Origin of the sequence: Capilliphycus salinus ALCB114379, from assembly GCF_047276495.1 — a bacterium.
Taxonomy (GTDB): Bacteria; Cyanobacteriota; Cyanobacteriia; order Cyanobacteriales; family Microcoleaceae; genus Capilliphycus; species Capilliphycus salinus.
Map to the genome: position 1 here is coordinate 4,086,705 of NZ_CP178543.1, position 18,695 is coordinate 4,105,399.

At 44.9% G+C, this 18,695-nt stretch carries 14 protein-coding genes and 1 pseudogene; 5 read left to right on the top strand and 10 right to left on the bottom strand.

The features are described 5' to 3' along the window. Positions 1–18: 18 nt before the first annotated feature. Complete coding sequence (locus tag ACL6C3_RS16985; RefSeq protein ID WP_413168351.1) at positions 19–231, bottom strand: DUF2839 domain-containing protein; 213 nt, start codon at positions 229–231, stop codon at positions 19–21. Positions 232–285: 54 nt separating this feature from the next. Further along, positions 286–1,542: an N-acetylglucosamine-6-phosphate deacetylase gene (nagA, locus tag ACL6C3_RS16990; RefSeq protein WP_413160113.1), complete on the bottom strand. Its 1,257-nt coding sequence runs from the start codon at positions 1,540–1,542 to the stop codon at positions 286–288. A 74-nt stretch (positions 1,543–1,616) separates the two neighbouring features. Here nagA and purE point away from each other — a divergent pair, with 74 nt between their 5' ends. The 3 genes from purE to ACL6C3_RS17005 all read left to right on the top strand — a co-directional run bounded on the left by purE (position 1,617) and on the right by ACL6C3_RS17005 (position 5,336). Beyond that, positions 1,617–2,126: a 5-(carboxyamino)imidazole ribonucleotide mutase gene (purE, locus tag ACL6C3_RS16995; RefSeq protein WP_413168352.1), complete on the top strand. Its 510-nt coding sequence runs from the start codon at positions 1,617–1,619 to the stop codon at positions 2,124–2,126. A gap of 403 nt (positions 2,127–2,529) precedes the next feature. After that, positions 2,530–4,047, top strand: coding sequence for an ammonium transporter (locus tag ACL6C3_RS17000; protein ID WP_413160114.1), 1,518 nt, complete (start codon positions 2,530–2,532; stop codon positions 4,045–4,047). 431 nt (positions 4,048–4,478) lie between these two features. Beyond that, a complete protein-coding gene (locus tag ACL6C3_RS17005; RefSeq protein ID WP_413160115.1) occupies positions 4,479–5,336 on the top strand; it encodes a GDSL-type esterase/lipase family protein in 858 nt (285 codons plus the stop codon). Positions 5,337–5,355: 19 nt separating this feature from the next. Here ACL6C3_RS17005 and ACL6C3_RS17010 read toward each other — a convergent pair whose 3' ends face one another. The 5 genes from ACL6C3_RS17010 to ACL6C3_RS17030 form a co-directional block, all read right to left on the bottom strand. Next, complete coding sequence (locus ACL6C3_RS17010; protein ID WP_413160116.1) at positions 5,356–6,423, bottom strand: LOG family protein; 1,068 nt, start codon at positions 6,421–6,423, stop codon at positions 5,356–5,358. A 189-nt stretch (positions 6,424–6,612) separates the two neighbouring features. Next, on the bottom strand, positions 6,613–6,936 hold the full coding sequence (trxA, locus tag ACL6C3_RS17015; protein WP_413160117.1) for a thioredoxin: 324 nt from the start codon (positions 6,934–6,936) through the stop codon (positions 6,613–6,615). A gap of 902 nt (positions 6,937–7,838) precedes the next feature. Further along, positions 7,839–9,002, bottom strand: coding sequence for a GuaB3 family IMP dehydrogenase-related protein (locus ACL6C3_RS17020; RefSeq protein ID WP_413160118.1), 1,164 nt, complete (start codon positions 9,000–9,002; stop codon positions 7,839–7,841). A gap of 294 nt (positions 9,003–9,296) precedes the next feature. Continuing rightward, the gene (locus ACL6C3_RS17025) at positions 9,297–10,688 is read right to left on the bottom strand and encodes an AtzE family amidohydrolase (RefSeq protein ID WP_413160119.1); all 1,392 of its coding nucleotides are present in this window, start codon (positions 10,686–10,688) and stop codon (positions 9,297–9,299) included. Between the two features lie 25 nt (positions 10,689–10,713). Continuing rightward, positions 10,714–10,923 (bottom strand): DUF4089 domain-containing protein, encoded by a 210-nt coding sequence (locus ACL6C3_RS17030; protein ID WP_413160120.1) that lies wholly within the window; start codon positions 10,921–10,923, stop codon positions 10,714–10,716. 446 nt (positions 10,924–11,369) lie between these two features. Between ACL6C3_RS17030 and ACL6C3_RS17035 the strand changes: the two genes are divergently transcribed. Continuing rightward, entirely contained in the window at positions 11,370–12,245 is an 876-nt protein-coding gene (locus ACL6C3_RS17035) for an AAA family ATPase (protein WP_413160121.1), read from the top strand. Between the two features lie 61 nt (positions 12,246–12,306). On the opposite strand, the gene ACL6C3_RS17040 is transcribed toward ACL6C3_RS17035, so the two are convergent. After that, on the bottom strand, positions 12,307–12,816 hold the full coding sequence (locus ACL6C3_RS17040) for a KGK domain-containing protein (protein WP_413160122.1): 510 nt from the start codon (positions 12,814–12,816) through the stop codon (positions 12,307–12,309). A 68-nt stretch (positions 12,817–12,884) separates the two neighbouring features. Between ACL6C3_RS17040 and ACL6C3_RS17045 the strand changes: the two genes are divergently transcribed. After that, positions 12,885–14,711, top strand: coding sequence for an N-acetylmuramoyl-L-alanine amidase (locus ACL6C3_RS17045; protein ID WP_413160123.1), 1,827 nt, complete (start codon positions 12,885–12,887; stop codon positions 14,709–14,711). Positions 14,712–14,713: 2 nt separating this feature from the next. On the opposite strand, the gene ACL6C3_RS17050 is transcribed toward ACL6C3_RS17045, so the two are convergent. Both ACL6C3_RS17050 and ACL6C3_RS17055 read right to left on the bottom strand, forming a co-directional pair. Then, positions 14,714–17,512, bottom strand: a complete 2,799-nt coding sequence (locus tag ACL6C3_RS17050; RefSeq protein WP_413160124.1) for an EAL domain-containing protein — start codon at positions 17,510–17,512, stop codon at positions 14,714–14,716. An 84-nt stretch (positions 17,513–17,596) separates the two neighbouring features. Continuing rightward, positions 17,597–18,674, bottom strand: a pseudogene (locus ACL6C3_RS17055) (glycosyltransferase family 4 protein). Positions 18,675–18,695 lie beyond the last annotated feature (21 nt).

Sequence of the window (18,695 nt, forward strand, 5' to 3'; positions counted from 1 at the left end):
TATTCCTTTAAAAATCAGTTAATCAACTTGCCACCAACCAAAAGCCGGGCCAACAAATCGAATCGTTAACCAAAAGACAATCAAAAACCCAATCCCAACCCAGGCCCCTCGGGTTGTCCAGTTGACAAACTGTTCGCTTTGCTTTTTAGTAATTGGGAGCCAAGGCAAGATGTTTTCTTCCTTACCATAATTGTCTCCCATAGCTTCTTTGCGACGCTTGGCATCTCCCATAATTTCTCTGTGTGAGAATCTCACAATTGATAGCAGCTATTTTCCCATTATCGCTTAAAGGGTACTATTTGAGGGATTGGGAAACAAACGTTGACAAGTTAGACTCAAGTCTTCCTGTTGAGTCCATCGAAGTAACCCAGTTGCACTAGAATTAATTATCCCCGACAGGTTGATCGCTTCTCTGGGCGCAGAAGTTGCCAAAGCGATACCCTCGGAAACCGAACACAAACCCCATTTGACCAAATTCTCCACCCCAACCAACAGCGGATGAGTGGTACCGGCGAGGGTGCCATCGGATAAACGAGCGGTTCCGTTTTTGACTTCAATTTGTCGCTCATCCCAAGGATAAACCCCATCGGGTAAACCCAAGGGAGACAAAGCATCGCTGACGAGAAAAACACCCGAAATTTTTCCCGGTTGAGCCAGTTTTCCGCGAGCGCTTTGTAACAACACCTGAAGCATCGTCGGACAGACGTGTTGGCCATCGGCAATCAAACCACAGTAGACGTTGGGATGTGCCAGCGCCGCCCCCAAAAGTCCCGGTTGGCGGTGGTGTAAACTGGGCATGGCATTAAACGCATGAGTCACCATCGTCGCCCCTTGAGAAAAAGCTAAATTGGCTTGTTCGAGGGTGGCTTGAGAATGCCCCAAACTGACGGTAATTCCCAAGTTGCGTAAAAAGGGGATAACTTCGCCTGTGGGGTCTAATTCCGGGGCGAGGGTGATAATTTTAACGATACTGGCATAGTCGCCCAAAACCCGTTTAACGTTATCGAGAGTTAGGGGAAGTAAACAGTCTTGGGGATGGGCGCCCCGTTTTTCCGGGTTGAGAAATGGCCCTTCTAGATGAATCCCCAGAATTTGGGCGCTGTTGTCGGAAGGGGAGGTTTGCATAAATTCGGCTAAGGTCGCCAGACTTCGCCGAATTTGTTCTAAAGTTGTAGTGACAATGGTGGGTAAAAAGCCATCAACGCCTTGATGCCACAAATATTGACTTATTTCCCGCAGTTTGGGGAAATGTTGCGGAGTCACTTCGGGAAAAGCCAACCCCAAACCCCCGTTTATTTGCAGGTCTACTCCCCCAAGAGAAACCCAATCTCCCCCCACATCCAAAACCTCAAAGAACTGTTCCCCATCCCCCGATAACTGGTGACTGGTGACGGGTTCTGAGTGACTGTAAAGCCTCTTGAGCGCTTCAACCCCAACAATCTTACCCCCACGAATTAAAATTTGCTGTAGATTCTCGTCTCCGGGTAAACGAGCGTTGATAATATCTATCGATGCGGCGGTCTGTGTCGCGGTTTGAGTCATAGTAGGTTAGAGTTTCAGCTTTGAGTTCAGTATCAAACACAGAAAATCAGGAGATTGCCCAAATTGGGATTATCATGGGGAGCGATTCCGATTTACCGACGATGGCGGCGGCGATCGCAATTTGCGAAGAGTTTGGGGTAGCCCACGAAGTCGCCATTGTTTCGGCCCACCGCACCCCCGAACGCATGGTAGAGTACGCCCAAAACGCCCATCGGCGGGGGTTAAAGGTGATTATCGCCGGGGCAGGTGGGGCGGCCCATCTGCCGGGGATGGTTGCCTCTTTAACACCATTACCCGTGATTGGGGTTCCGGTGTCAAGCCGTCAGTTGCAAGGGGTGGATTCTCTCTATTCTATTGTGCAGATGCCGAGGGGAATTCCGGTGGCGACGGTGGCGATCGGAAATGCTCAAAATGCGGGGTTGTTGGCGGTGCAAATTTTGGCATCCCATCAACCGAAATTGTTGGATCGAGTGCAAGCCTATCGCCAGACGCTTAAACAGTCGGTTCTAGAGAAGCAACAGCGCCTCGAACAATTGGGCTATTCTCAGTATTTGCAAGAACAATCTGGGCAACATTCGGGATAAAAAACGCCTCCGGCTGAGTTTCTGTAGTTTGGTATACAAACTTTCTGTCCTTCTCCCGCTTTAATCGTGCCAGAGCTTGTATAGGCAGCGATACAGATAAAAATGTAGTCTGCGCTTGCAGAAGTGAACTCAAATCTGTTTGCATGATGATTAACTCTCAATGCAGGGCAAATCTTTCGGTTAAACCGCGTGGGCTTAGTCTGTAATTGTCATTGAAATTACGCCATCAGAAGTGGTATCAAAGGCAATTTTTAGACTCGCATCTCCTCCGATTCTAAACTTTAGAAAAAATTCGTGACTTTTGGGTTGCATTCAAGTAGAGATGCGCCATGTCCTGTCTGTCTGGCATTTTTTCGGCGTATTTGAGGTACGCAATTGATGTGTAGTTGAAATGTTTAAAGCGATGTTTCGTAGAAAAAAATCAACACTGAAAAGTAAGCGTTCGGCTTCTAAGGAAAGTTCTATATCGAGGTCTGTAGCGAGTCGGTTTGCTCGGCTTTATAGACCCAGATGGCTATCTTTAAGTTGGATTGCTTGTATTCCCATAGCGGCTCTGATTGTCGGACTGTGGAGTTTGGCCGCAGTTGCTCAAGAAGATGCTCAACCCCTAACCGCAGAAGATGTTCAGGGCGTTTTAAACACAATTTGGATTGTGATTGCTTCTGTTCTGGTTATTTTTATGAATGCGGGGTTCGGAATGCTCGAAACGGGCTTCTGTCGCCATAAAAATGCGGTTAATATTTTGGCCAAAAACCTGATTGTGTTTGCGATCGCCACCCTGGTTTTTTGGGCTTTTGGATTTTCGGTGATGTTTGGGGGCGAAAATCCGTTTATTGGCGGGGGCGGTTATTTCCTCTCGGGACAATCGGCCACCTACGGACTCGATCCATTTCCCGCAGGTTTACCCGTTAGTGTATTCTTCTTGTTTCAGGTGGCTTTCGCCGCAACGGGTGCAACCATTGTATCGGGTGCTGTCGCCGAACGGATTGAATTTATCGCCTTTTTACTGTTTAGCGTTTTGTTGGTGGGGATTTCCTATCCCATTACAGGACACTGGGTTTGGAGTGGTAGTGGTTGGCTAGGTAACGCGGGTTTTTCCGATTTTGCCGGTTCAACCGTTGTTCACTCGGTTGGCGGTTGGGCGGCTTTAGTGGGTGCTTATCTATTGGGGCCGCGCATGGGTAGATATGACGAAGATGGTACTCCCCGTGCGATTCCCGGTCACAATATGGGGTTTGCCACGCTTGGATGTCTAATTTTGTGGATCGGCTGGTTTGGATTTAACCCCGGTTCGGAATTGGCGGCGAATGAAGCGGTTCCCTATATTGCTGTTACCACAAATTTAGCCGGTGCCGCAGGCGGTGTTGCTGCTACGATTACCTCTTGGGTTAAAGATGGTAAACCCGACTTATCGATGATTATTAACGGGATTCTGGCGGGTTTGGTTGGAATTACCGCAGGTTGTAATGGCGTTGACTATTGGGGCGCCGTGATTATTGGTACGATTGCGGGTGTTTTGGTCGTTTATGCTGTTGGCTTCTTTGATAAGCTCCAGATTGATGACCCCGTTGGTGCGACTTCGGTTCACTTATGTTGTGGGATTTGGGGAACCTTAGCCGTAGGTTTTTTTAATACTGAAACTGGGTTACTCTATGGCGGTGGATTTGATCAACTCGCCGCCCAAATTGTAGGGGTTGTTGCGATTGGTGCGTTTACCGTGCTTCTGAGTACCATTTTCTGGCTCGCACTCAAAGCAACTGTGGGGATTCGGGTTCATCCCGAACAGGAATATGAAGGCCTCGATATCGCCGAACACGGTATGGAAGCTTACAATGGATTCCTCAAAGAAGTTGGTCCTGCCAGTATTGGGGGAACCGAAACCGGAATTCCCAGTAGCGGAACGATTTCCAGCAGTTATTAGGATAAGCTAACAGTCTTATCTGTTTCTTAATTTTCTTACTGCTAAAATTTTCCTTCGTCCTTTCTTCCCTTGATTTTTGGGGAGAGGACGATTTTTTGATCGGGTGTCACCGAGTCGTGATGTCAGGTTTGTAGGGGCGGGTTCGGCAAAAATTCATACTTCCCAGCAAGAACTCGCATAAACCCGCCCCGGAGTTGGGAGTCACCGAGTCACCGAGTCAGTGAACAGTGACCAGTGACCAAGTAGCGTGCAGTTAACAATCAAGAGTAAACACTGATAACTGGTAACTGATAACTGTAAACTGTAAACTGCCTTTTGCATGAGCGCCTCTTGCCTATTCCCCATTCCCTATTCCCTATTCCCTGAAAAGGCGGTCAGAATGTTAAATTTACAGATGAGGTGAGTAATATTCTCGGTGGCATCTCGATCCTGTGTCTATTCGCTTGAAAACGATTCCAACTTGGGTTTTGTTGTCTCTGGTTAGCAACGGAGTGCTTTTGCTTACCGTTATTTTCCTGTTGATGCGGGGTGAAAGCTTACCAGAGAATTCTCCGGCCAATGCTTCGGTGATGACTAACATGGTAGAACTAGAAACCCATCAACTCTCAGAGGTTGATTCGACTTCAACCCCTCCCCCTCAAATTAGTCCGCGTCATCGCTGGACTTACCAAGAGTGGGTCGCTCAGTTAGAACGAGAAGCCGAAGCGGTGGCGGTGAACCCCCCGAAACGCTTAACGGTTCTGGCGGGAGATTCTTTGAGTCTTTGGTTTCCTCCCGATTTATTGCCAACGGGACGAACTTGGCTCAATCAAGGGATTTCCGGCGAGACATCCTCGGGTTTACTGAAGCGACTGAAAGCTTTGGATATGACCGAACCGGAGACGGTTTTTATTATGATTGGCATTAATGACTTGATTCGGGGCATTGATGACCAAACGCTATTAAACAACTATCGGGAAATTGTTCGGGATTTGCGTTGGGTTCACCCCGATACTCAGATTGTGGTACAGTCTATTTTGCCTCACAGCGCAGAACAGGCAACTTGGGAAGGTCGCGCGCGCCTGTTAGCGATTCCCAATTCCCGCATTCGTCAACTGAACCGAGAACTGGAAGCTATTGCGATCGCGGAGGGGGCATTTTATCTCAATTTACATCCTTTATTTACCGATGATCGGGGAAATCTCCGACCCGAACTCAGCACCGATGGTCTTCATCTCAACGATCGAGGATATTTAGTTTGGAACTCGGGAATACAACTGTTCAGCCAGTTGAAATTATCAAGTCGGTGAAGGTTTGAGGGTTGTTGGGCTATTTTTGTTCGGGGTGAGAGGTTTCCGGTGTGGTTGCTCCCAAAGTATTGATGGTAGAAATCAGTTGATACAATCGACCGATATCGAGTTGATTGAAATGCAGGACTAAGCGGGGTAAATGTTCGCTTTCGTCTCCGGCTTCTGGGGCTAGGGCGGGGGATTTCTCGATTTTGCCTTGAACGAGGATATCACCGAACTCGTCATTGAGTTTTTCGACATCCTCATCGGAAAGTTCGGATTTGAGGCGAATCACCAGCAGTTCTTTAACATAGCGACTGGAGTGATAAACGCGATAAAAATCCGAGATGGCTTTACAGGCGGTTTCGATGTTATCGGTAATGGTGTAAATACTGCGATCGTCGGCCGAAATTAACCGTCTTCGCAGCAATTGCTTTTCGATAAAGGCGTGCCAATCATGCCAATAATCCCCGCCGGGATGATCGATTAAAACCAGCGGTGCCGGGCCGAATTTTCCGGTTTGAGCTAACGTTAAGCACTCGAAGGTTTCATCGAGGGTTCCAAATCCCCCCGGAAACATGGCTAGGGCGTCGCTTTCTCGCAGAAAAAACAGTTTGCGGGTAAAAAAGTATTTGAAGTTAATCAGCTTGCGATCGCCTTCGATAAAGGGATTTGAGGTTTGCTCAAAGGGAAGCTGAATATTTAAACCAAAGGAGCGCTCGGGACCGGCCCCTTCATTTCCCGCCTGCATAATTCCGCCCCCGGCTCCGGTTAGGACCATAAAGCCTTGTTGACAGACGCTCCGGGCAAAATTCGCCGCCATTTGATATTCTTCGGCTTCGGGTGAGGTTCGCGCCGATCCAAAGATACAAATTTTGCGAACATGGCGATAGGGATAAAAGATTTGAAACCCTCGCTCCATATCGAGCAGGGAGGCGGAAAGAATTTTCCAGTCGAGGGTGTCAAATTCTTCTGCTGCCATGCGAACCAGGCTAGAGAGCGCGCGCGAAATCCATTTTTCGTGTTTTAAGCCCGGAAGCTGGTCAATTAACCCCTGCATTTCGGCTTGCAGAGAATCAACCTGTGGGTTAGTTCCAGAGGAATCCATACAGTTTTCCAAACAAACAACGATAACGCGCCTTAAACCTATTGTTCCAAGGCGCGACCCCTGTAGCTGTTAAGACTTAGACTTGCTACACCTGAGTGCTACGCGGCTACGAAGCGTAACCCATAGCGTTGAGAAGCCCTCTACCCTGGCTCATGTGCCGTGAGGAGAGGGACTTCTAGGTCTATCAAGTTAAAGGTATTTTTCTATAGTGTTTGCCAATGTCGTTTTCGGAACCGCACCAACCACCATATCCACTCTCTGACCTTCTTTGAAAATCATTAAGGTGGGGATACTGCGAATTCCGTACTGGTTGGCCACGTTTGGATTCTCGTCTGTATTGAGTTTCACCACTTTGACTTTCCCCGCATATTGTTCGGCGATTTCATCAACTACGGGTGCAACCATGCGACAAGGACCGCACCAAGGGGCCCAAAAATCGACTAAAACAGGGACGTCGCTTTCTAGCACATCCTGCTGGAAACTAGCATCTGTAACTTGTGGGGCTGCTGACATGCCTTGCTATCCTTATACACGTCGTATACTCTTGAGACTTTCCTTGCGCGAACACAAGGCGGAGTCGAACAAAAAGATCTGCTGAAATGAGATTAACATTCTCACGGTGCAGTTGTCGTTGTTCTCTCCGAATCGCTGAGGGCGCTTTTTGAGGGAGGATGGGCGAACGGGCCTGAAATCCTAAGCGGACTCACCCCCAACTAACCCTTACCCTAAGCGGGGGAGTACAAAGACTGTATTCCTCCCGATCGCCCTGCAAGTCTTTGATGAGACTTGGGTTTTTTGCGACTTTTGAGATCTTGAGTCATGTCTATTTTACTCCAGATTGGTACCTTTAATATCTGTATATGAGTTACAGAACATCAAAAAACCGGATTAATTTCCCTCTGAGCATGGAGTAAACAGACAAGCTCCGTTTGTGGGTCTCAAGCTTATTGTAGATTTCTTGACTAAAAACTTGCATCCACCAACAGGGTGTGCTTATCTTGTATAGCAGGTTGATTGGTTTCGGCTGGACGGTTGAGAGTTGGATCTCGCTTGAGAAGGCAATAAGAAACCGCCCGAACAATTGTCCAGGCGGAGTGTGGTGTGAGGAGTGAACGGAAACATACGTCTCCGCTTTCTCTATTGTGACATTTTCTTCCAAATAATTCCAGTCGGTAAACCCTAATTTTTACGACAAATTAACAAGTTTTGTCAAGGGTTCGGGGGGCATGGGGGTTTTCAGTGACCAGTCACCAGTTTTACAGTGACCAGTCACCAGTGATAACAGTTTTCAGTGACCAGGTGTCAGGTGTCGGGTGTCAGGTAGGGGCGCGCCTCCGAAATTAATTTATGATTCCCCGCAAATAACGGATATAAACCCGCCCCGGTGTCAGGTGTCAGGTAGGGGCGGGTTGGGTTTATTTACCCATGCCGAGTTGTTGGGCTTTTTGATAGACTTTGCCTTCGGTGAGCAAGGACGGAGCAATGACCACTTCCACTTGCTGCATTTCTTTGATGCTCTTGGCGCCCAACGTTCCCATACTGGTTTTTAACGCCCCCAAGAGGTTGTGGGTGCCGTCGTCCAATTGAGCCGGCCCTCGTAAGATTTGTTCTAAGGTGCCGGTGCTGCCAACCCGAATCCGAGTTCCCCGAGGTAACACGGGACTGGGCGTGGCCATACCCCAGTGAAACCCTTGTCCGGGGGCTTCTTTGGCTCGGGCAAAGGGCGAACCAATCATTACCCCATCTGCCCCGCAAGCAATACATTTACAGATATCCCCACCTGTAATTAAACCGCCATCGGCAATTACCGGAACATAGCGCCCGGTTTCTTGATAATAATCCTCGCGAGCGGCCGCACAGTCGGCGACTGCGGTTGCTTGGGGTACGCCCACGCCCAACACGCCCCGAGAGGTACAGGCGGCACCCGGCCCAATCCCGACGAGAATACCTGCGGCGCCGGCTTTCATCAAGTTCAGCGTGACTTCGTAGGTGACGCAATTTCCCAACACCACAGGCATGGGCATTTCTTGACAAAACTGATGCAAGTCAAGAGGCGTCACCGACTCAGCCGACAAAAACGCCGTTGAGACCACCGTTGCTTGCACAAAAAATAAATCCGCCCCCGCCTCGGCGACGGTTTTACCATATTTGAGCGCCCCGGCCGGCGTCGCACTGACTGCGGCAATACCGCCTTGGGATTTAATTTGTTCTATCCGAGTTTTAATCAATTCGGGCTGAATGGGTTGAGCATAGAGTTTCTGCATCAGCGGCACAAACTCGGTTTTGTCAACCGATGCAATTTGCTTTAAAACCGGTTCGGGGTCTTCATAGCGGGTTTGAACGCCCTCTAAGTTCAACACGCCCATCGCTCCCAACTGACTGAGGAGAACCGCCATTTTGACATCCACCACGCCATCCATTGCACTGGCAATAATGGGGATTTCTCGTTCGATGCCACCAATTGTCCAACGGGTATCGGCTAAACTCGGGTCAAGCGTCCGTGTTCCCGGAACTAGGGCGATTTCATCAATACCGTAGGCTCTGCGGGCTGTTTTGCCTCGTCCAATGTTAATATCCACTTGAACTCTTCCCACCAACTGTAGTATACTTCCTGAACTTTAATGACTCCAAGCTCTCAAGTGGCTAACTGATTTCAACTGAAATTACGGGTAGATAAGTTCTCTGTATCAAAACTTGCCAGTAATTCGCGCTTTCCTCCTCCTCGACCCTGTATTACGCGATGTCTCATTCAGCATTTTCTACCCCTTACAGTTTGCTCGGCTTTCACCCCTTGAGAGTTTTGTCAACTTGAGACAACGTAAAAATATCTCTTTATTCTAATAGATCTTCGATCCAATTATCTTTTGATTATTTTAAGGCAAGTCTGTCACTTTGATGATCCCTTCTGCTTCTAAAACCTTTGCGACTCGTAAAATTAAAGCTTCGGTGTGCGGCGCCGCGATAATTTGCACCCCCAACGGTAGACCCGAACCCGTGACTGGAACCGACAAAACGGGTAAACCAATAAACGATAAGGGTTGAGTATATAATCCCAAATTGGGACGCACCAATATTTCTTCGCCGCCAACCTTGAGGGTTTGTTGACCAATTTTCGGCGCAACACAGGGCGTTGTCGGTGCTAACAGAATATCGACTTTCTGAAAGATTTCCCGCACCTGCTGTTGATACCAACGGCGAAATCGTTGGGCTTGATTATACCACGTTGCCGGAATTAATGCACCTGCTAAAAACCGATCTCGGGTTGCCGGATCGAAGTCTTGCGATCGCGATCGCAAATTTGATAAATGTAAATTGCTGCCTTCACAAGCGGTAATAATATATGCTGCGGCTTTCGCCCGAGACGCTTCGGGTATTGTGAAGCGCTGAGTCGCGTTTAAGGCGTTGGCAACTTTGGTCACGGCTTCTAATATTTCCGGTTCCCAAGCTTCGGCAAAGTATCCTTCTAAAACCCCTATTTTAACCCCTTCTATTCCTTTGTCTAACTGCGGTAAACTGAGTGAGGGCGCTCGTTTTGTACAGACCGGATCGCGCTCGTCTTCCCCCTGTAATATATCATAAATTGTGGCAATATCTCGCACGGATTTCCCAAACGGGCCGATATGATCTAAGCTACTTGAAAATAAGGCAACTCCCGCCCTCGATAAGCGTCCGTAGGTGGGTTTTAAGCCAAAAACTCCGCACAAAGATGCTGGAACTCTAATCGAACCATTGGTATCGCTTCCGAGGGTAAAGGGTACTAAACCTGCGGCGACAGAAGCGGCTGAACCTCCCGAAGAACCTCCCGAAATTCGAGTTATATCGTGGGGGTTTGGTGTCGCACCATAGTGATAATTTTCGGTAACAAAACCGTAGGCGTATTCATCCATATTTAACGCCCCTATAAGAATTGCACCCGCTTGTTTGAGGCGTTTTATTGCGGTAGAATATTCTGTGGCGGGAGGATTTTCTTGGTTGATTTTTGCTCCGGCTAATGTGGGGATTCCGGCGATATCAAATAGGTTTTTGACGGCAAAAGGAACGCCTGTTAACGGGCCAGGGTCTTGTCCTTGGGCGATGGCTTTATCGACGGTTTTAGCCTGGGCGATCGCCTGTTCGGATAGAATTGTTGTAAAACAGTTTAACTTGGGATTTTGTTGGTTAATTTTGTCGAGGGTTTGGGTACAAATTTCTTGGGCGGATACTTCACCGGAACGCACGGCGTGGGAGATTTTTACAGCATCGGCTTGTTTGAGGTTGAAAGACATTTTTCGGAGTTAAACTTAAGAATAATTATTGGGATTTTTGGCTTGTTTCTGGCTCAAAACAGGGGTCGAATACGGGGGCTATTTCTATTTTATCATCTAAGGGAAATTCGGCAATCAGTTTTGCGATCGCCGCAATTCGTTCCAAGTTGGAAATTACACCTTCTCGGTATTCGGGGTCAATGGGTAAATCGATTAATTTAGCGGTTTGATCGACGTATTCTGAAATATTATTCACGCTTATAAATTTAATAACAAATGGGTATCAATCGATTTTACCCTATATCGGTCAACATTTAACCCATTTTATTATAAAAAATTTTCTCAACTAGACGATTGCTATTATCGATCTCTGTGACAAAATTATATGATGTCCGGTTGATTAATTTTGTTAGGGGGGAGGGGCGGGTTTATCTCAATCTCTCAGTAGTAGTAAAGATCTTGCAGAACCCGCCCCTACGAAGCGGATTATTAATTAGTAGAATATCATATCACAAATTCCTGACAGCCAACACCCATCTCCAGATTAAATCACAACAGCTTATTCGAGTACCTCATTCTAAAAATAGATGAGAGAGTGTGTAAACTTCTGTATACTGGAGTCAATAGGAAAGATTTTTTCATGGGGTTAATCCTCCAAATCTTCTGAAAAACAACCAAAATCAAAATTTTTTTTAATTTCCAATGACAACTGAATTAACACAAAAACACTCCGCTTTTCAACCGTTAAGTTTGGGAGTTGGCTTTGGTTCATCTGTTCCCAAAGGTTGGGTTTCTTTAGCCAAACAACCTTTATTGATTATTGTCGGTTTAACTGGGGTGGGAAAAAGTACGGTTATTTCTAATTTAACCGAGGAAAGTTTGGATTTTACGTTACTTCCAAACCGACGCACACTAACCGATGAGATTATTATTCCCGAAATGGCGGAAGATGAACGGAATTTATCCTATTTTTGTCGGGTTCAACGGTTTAATTATACTCGTTTGTATCGCCAAAAGTTTCCCGGTGGAATGGCTCATGTTTTGAGTCAACTTTGGATAAATCCTCAGCAGGTTAAGACTAAACTAATTTTTGATGGTTTGCGGGGAAAGGATGAGGTTAATTATGCAGTTACAGTGTTTACTGAGGCGAAGTTTATTGTTTTAGATGCTCCCAATAAAGTTCGTTTGCAGCGAATTATCAAGCGAAATGATGCTTTTGATGCTGTCAGTGTTGTTAATGATAAATCTCAAAATAAAGCTATTGAATCAGACAATATGAGCAGTTTTGCAGCGTTGGGAATGTCGGAAGCAAGTTCTATTTTCAATTCAACGGAAGAACAGGAAATTTTGGGTTGGGTTCGTGAGGGAAGTGTGACGGTGAAAGAGTTACAACAAAAGTTAAAAATTGTGGTTGAAGAACAGCAAAATTATGATTCTCTATCCACTCGGTTAACGTTAGAAGAAATGGCTCCTAAACGAACGTTGGTGATTGATACAACGGTTTATAATCCTCAACAGGCGGCTTCTCAAATCTTATCTTACTTAAAGATTAATCAACCGATGTTATCTGTAAGTTAAGTTAGTTAATTCCTAGAAACCCGGTTTCTCTAAGAAACCGGGTTTCTGTTTTTTCTGTTCCTCACATTTCGTTGAGTTGATTGAATTTTGCTCTCAAGTCGTCTAATCTTTCTTCGTTTGTAGATTCTTCTGTAAGATTAGTTAAATCAGGAGAAAATTCTAATTCAAGATTGATATCAGCCGAATGTAAACCCTTAATTTTTAAATCACTAACAACTCTAATTTTTCCTACTATCCATTTTCGTGATTCTAAGTCAAGTAATTGACAGTCTATACCCGTTGGAGGAATAACTAATCTAATATCTGAAAGATCAAATGAAATTGACTTATCGGTTATGGCTAGCCTGCAAAATCGATAAAACAAGTAACTAATAGAAGCTAGATGATTAGTACCTGCCATAATTAAACTACATTTAATTCCATCTCGATCTATTTGTTGTCCAGTTTTCTCAACTAATTCTTTTAAGTTGTTAGTCAATAACTCTTTCAGTCTAGCAACAGTAAACGTATCCTTTTCAAGCATAACAATATCATCATCGCAGTCTAAGCGGCGAAAATTTTCTTCACGCATGGGGAAACTTGAACTATAATTAACTTCTATCCGATACAATTATAAAACGTGAGTGAACGGAAGCAAAAATGAAGCGAATTTTAGGACTGGCGGCGTTTGGATGTATGATAGTATCACCAGCTTGGGCGGAACAACCCCTCTATATTGCTTATCCGCCGGCTGAACACGAAACCACCTCAAACCGGATTTTTTTCATCGGAAGTGCCTCTCCCGATGCAGAAGTAACCGTTAACGGAACAGTAATAGAACGTTCTCCTGCGGGTCATTTTGCACCCTCTTTTCCCTTAGAAATGGGCGAGAATATTTTCAGGCTGCGACACAAAGACGAACAAATCACATTAAAAATTAATCGCATTTCAAACTTACCCGAAATTCCCGAAGGAGTTGCATTTGTAGAAGATTCTCTCGAACCCAAAGTTAATCTATCCAGACTTCCGGGGGAGTTGGTTTGTTTTAGTGCAATTGCACCGCCTAACGGACGAGTTTCGGTTGAGTTAGGGGGGCAAACCATACGGTTATCCCGTCAAAATCAGGCTTTTGATTTGCCCAGTAATTTTGCAGTGTTAACGGGAAATAATGAACCGATAGCGTTGGAAATTAGCAAGTATCAAGGTTGTGTAGAAATTGGCAAAAGTTTTCCGGTTTCTAACCCTATAAATCCGGTAAACTTGGGTCAACCGCAATACAAACTCACCTTAAAAGGGGAAACTGTGACCCGAAAGGCACCCGGAAATATTACCATTATTTCTCCTGCTGAATTTGAAATTGCAGAAGTTACGGTTGATGAAGGGGTGGCGAGAACCGGTCCCAGTACAACCTATTCCCGTTTAACACCTTTACCAAAAGGAACTCGGGCGAGAATTACGGGTCGAGAAGGGGATTATTTACGCTTAGATTATGGCGGTTGGATAAAAGCGGATGAAACCCGAATTTTCAAAGAAAAAATGCCGCCTCAGTCGTTTATTAGAAGTGCGAGTTCCCGTCAAGTTGGAGAGTGGACGGAGGTTTATTTTCCCCTACAAATTCCGGTTCCGGTAACGGTTAAACAGGATAATCAAAGTTTAACGTTAACGCTTTATAATACTACCGCCCAAACCGATACAATTCGCTTTGATGATAGTCCGTTAATTGAACGGATGGACTGGGAACCCGTTCTTTCGCCGATGGGAGAACAACAGCAGGCGGTTCAATATACCTTTCACTTTAAAACCAAGCAACAGTGGGGGTATAAATTGCGGTATGAAGGCACAACTTTAGTGTTATCATTAAAGCATCCCCCGAAAGTAGAAGAAGAGTCTCAGTCGAGTTTTTTTGGGGATATTTTAGGCCCGAAACCGTTGGCGGGAATGTATATTTTGATTGACCCCGGACACGGTAGCGAGAACGATTTGGGGGCAAAGGGGCCGACGGGTTATCCCGAAAAAGATGTGAATTTGATCGTTTCTTATTTGTTACAAAATGAACTGATTAAACGGGGGGCGAGGGTTTATATGACTCGCAAATCAGAAGAAGATTTATTTCCCCAAGATCGGGTTAAAATGATTAATGACGAAGAACCCGATTTGGCGATTTCCGTTCATTATAACGCTTTACCGGATAACGGAGATGCGATCAATACTAAGGGAATTGGTACGTTTTGGTATCATCCCCAAGCCCACAGTTTGGCGGTGTTTTTGCATAATTATTTGGTGGAAACATTAGACCGTCCGTCCTATGGGGTATTTTGGAATAATCTGGCTTTAACTCGTCCGGCGGTGACTCCTTCTGTATTATTAGAATTGGGGTTTATGATTAATCCGGTTGAGTTTGAATGGATTGTTAACCCCCAAGAACAGAGAAAATTGGCGGTGGCGTTGGCGGATGGAATTGTAGAATGGGTGAAAACAACGCAGTAAATTTAGATATTATTGGTAATAAATTCTTCGGCTGCTTGGCTATCTAGAGGTTTGGCGAATAGATAACCTTGTCCATGTTTGCATCCTAATTTTTTTAGGTATTCTAACTGTTCAACGGTTTCAATTCCTTCGGCAATGATATTCATTTTTAAGGTTTGGGCTAAGACAATTACCGAGCGAACAATTTCTTGACTTTTCGGTTGAGTAATTAAATTTGTGACAAAAGAACGGTCGATTTTTAAAAGATCAATGGGATAGGTATGGAGATAACTTAGAGAAGAATATCCGATGCCAAAATCATCGATACACAACTTAATTTTCATGGCTTTGAGGTGATTGAGGAGGTGGGCAATTGCCGGTTCTTGTTCAAGCAAAATATTCTCGGTAATTTCGAGTTTTAAACAGTGGGGAGGGAAGTGGGTTTCCTCTAAAATTTGTTCGATTTTATCGAGTAATTGAGGATGTTTGAGTTGAATCGGTGAGAGATTGACACTAATCATCAAAGTTTCATTATTATCAAACTTTTTTTGCCATTGTTTCACCTGAGAACAAGCCTGACGCAAAATCCATAATCCAATCCCATGAATCGCCCCATTTTCTTCGGCAATCGGGATAAACTCAGCAGGAGAAATCATCCCCAGTTCCGGATGTTGCCAACGAATTAAAGCCTCAAAACCGATCAGTTTGTTATCCGTAAACGAAACAATGGGTTGATAATAAACTTGCAATTCCTGACGATTGACAATGTGAAGCAAATCCGTGTCTACTTTTAACCGCCGAGTCGCTTCTGCTTGCATTTGAGCATCAAATACATCGCATTCATTGGAACGATTAATTTTAGCCCGGTGCATCGCCGCATCAGCCGCCCTCAGCATTTCTTCCGGTTCATTATTAATCCGAGAACTCATCACTAAACCCACACTAACTGAGGTAAAAATTTCCGCCCCATTTAGATAGAAAGGTGTTCTCATAATTTGTCTACGAATCCGTTCAGCAAAGCGTTTTGCTTGATTCAAATCGGAAACATCTTCGAGTAAAATGGCAAATTCATCGGCATCGACACGGGCTAAAATTGCGGGAGGTTCTACACAAGATTCTAACCGATGGGCGACCTCAATTAAGAGACGTTCAGCCGTTTGGTGTCCCAAGGTATACTTGATAATTTTAAAACGATTAATATCGACATAAATCAGAGAAGATTCGCTTTTATTCCCTAATTTTTTAGCTTCTAAAAGATAATGAATCCGCTCAAGTAAAAGTTTATGATTGGGCAGATTCGTTAAATTATCATAATAAGCCGCACGCCACAATTGTTCCCGAGAACGCTCTCGTTCGGTGACATCTTGTACCATTGAAAGTAACCCGATAAACGTTCCATCTTCTGCCCTCAGTGGGGTATTATGCCATTCACACAAAATAAAACGTCCGTCTTTAGTCAGATTTTCATGGAGACTAGCCATCAGATCTCCTTCAACAATTCGTCGTAAAATTTGCTGAAATTTGAGTTGAAAGGAAGGAGGAATAATTAATTCATTAGGATGACAGCCCAATACTTCAGATTTACTATAACCAAAAATTCCTTCAGCCGCCGGATTCCAATCGGTAATTTCAAAGTGATTATTATGAAGAATAAAGCCAATGGGCATTCGTTCTATTTGGAGTTGAAGCTGTTCTTGGAGGTGTTTGGTTTGCTCATATAATTGGGCGTTTAAAATCGCCATAACGCACCGTTCGGCGACAACTTCTAACAGGTGAATTTCCCGTTGATTGCAAATCCGAACTTGTTGCCATTCTAACTGAAGAACTCCCACAAGCCGACCGTTTCGCCGGAAAGCAACTCCTAACAGCGTTCGCACTTTTCTTTTAGAAGCATAGAAACTCGAAAAGCGGGGATCTTTGTCTAGATCTTCAACATAAATGGGTTCGCTGCTACTAGCGACCAACCCTGAAAATCCCTGACCCATTTTACAAGCATATGCAAGGAGTTCGGATTCCGGTACACCTACGCTAGAACGGGGTTGAAGACTATTATTTTGATACAGCAATAACACCGCAGCGTCCGCAGCCGTCACCGAAACAATCCGAAGTAATAATGTTTGTAAAAGGTCGTTGAGATCGAGGGTACTAACACCATTTTCTGTAATCGCACTCAACGCTCTCAGATCGTTTGTTTGCTGCTGTAGTTCCTCAACAAGTTGCTCTTTTCGTTGAACTAATTGCTTATGTTCTGTAATATCTCTGGCAATTCCAATTAATCCTTGAATCTCACCTTTGCGACCCCGCCAAATATATTTTCTAGACCAATAAAAGCGGGTTTCTCCCCCCGTAACGACCTTTTCTTCTAGACTCTCAGATGTTCCTTTTTTAATAATTTCTTGATCGATATCCAGAATATCGCGAGCATTTTCAGGCGGGAGAAATTCGCGATCGTCATAACCGAGAATTGCATGGGGAGCATGACCTAAAATCTGAGCGGAGGTACTATTTACCATTAGATATCGCCCCTGGCAATCTTTAACAAAAATAGCATCTGTTGTTCCTTCAACAATCGCATGAAGCAAACTATAGCTATCCTGAAGCGATTGTTGACTGCGACGAATTAACTCGTAAAGCAACCCGCTAGTTAAAAATACAAATAACCATCCTTTCAAGGTTTGAAATTGAGTAATCAGTTGACTATTATTGAAAAATAAGCTATCTAAAACCCGGTCAGAAAATAGAATCCATAAACTCCCGAATAAACAGTAAATAAAAACGATATAAATAGGTTGATTCGCTTTCGGTGAGTTTCTCAAAGTCATAGTATTATGGGAGGGAAAATGATTTGAGGTCAGAATTTCTCGCAATCCAGTTATTAGTTTAACGTCAATTTTGAAGAATTTCTATCAACTTTGCATCATCTCTAAGAGCCATTTTTCCACGCGATCGCCCCAGGCTGACAAGGAATATTCGGTTTCAGCCTGTTTTCTACAGCATAAACGGTCGATTTTGTCAAGTTTTTGAATCGCATTCACCAAACCTTCGACGCTATCGGGTTCCACCAACCAACCCGTCTCCCCGTCCCGGACAATTTCCGCCGGCCCGCCCCGACGGTAGGCAATCACCGGCACCCCACAGGCTAAGGCTTCAATGGCGACATTTCCAAAGGCTTCTACCCATCGGGGAGTCATCAACAGCGCCCGACAGTCTCGCAGGTGTTTTTGTAGGTCATTTGTTGATAGAAATCCCAAATATTCTATCGGGGCATCCGGGTAATCTTGATTAATTTTTTGCCAATAGGATTCATCCTGCATTTTCCCCATAATTTTAAGAGGAATTCCGGTAATTTTTGCCGCTAAAACTGCATCTTCTAGGGCTTTTTCCGGGGCAATTCGACCCAACCAAGCCAACTGATTTTTCGGTTCGGCATCAAATTGATAGTGAGCAATTTCTATCCCGCTGCCCAAACAAACATAATTTTTTTCAGTTAAACCAAAGGTTTCCGCCTGAGTTTGGGTATAAAAACCAATGCTATTTGGAAACTGTTCAACCGTTTTTTGAACCATCAAATCGAGGGCATCTGAAAGGGAACCCATGCTAATCCAATGGGCGATTTTTATATGGAAAAAAGGCGTTAAATATAACGGCAACCAATCGTAAGCAAAATTGACAATTAAATCATAATTATTCTGCACCTGACGGGGCATAATCCCACATTTTGCCCAAGGTTGAATTCGGGGGTAAAATAATTGGAGTATCTCGCCCTTGAGACTGAGCCATAATTTGCAGATTTCCCGAAATTTCTACCAAATCAATTGACTCCAAAACCGAACCTTCCGGGGCGACAACGGTAATTTGATGACCCCTTTCTTGCAAGACTTTCGCCAAATTTAATAGCGTTAATTCCACACCGCCACCCGTTCCCGAACCCAACGGTCCGACGGGAGTTGATAATAATAATAATTTCAGCACATTACGACTCATTGTTTCAAGATAATCCTTTTT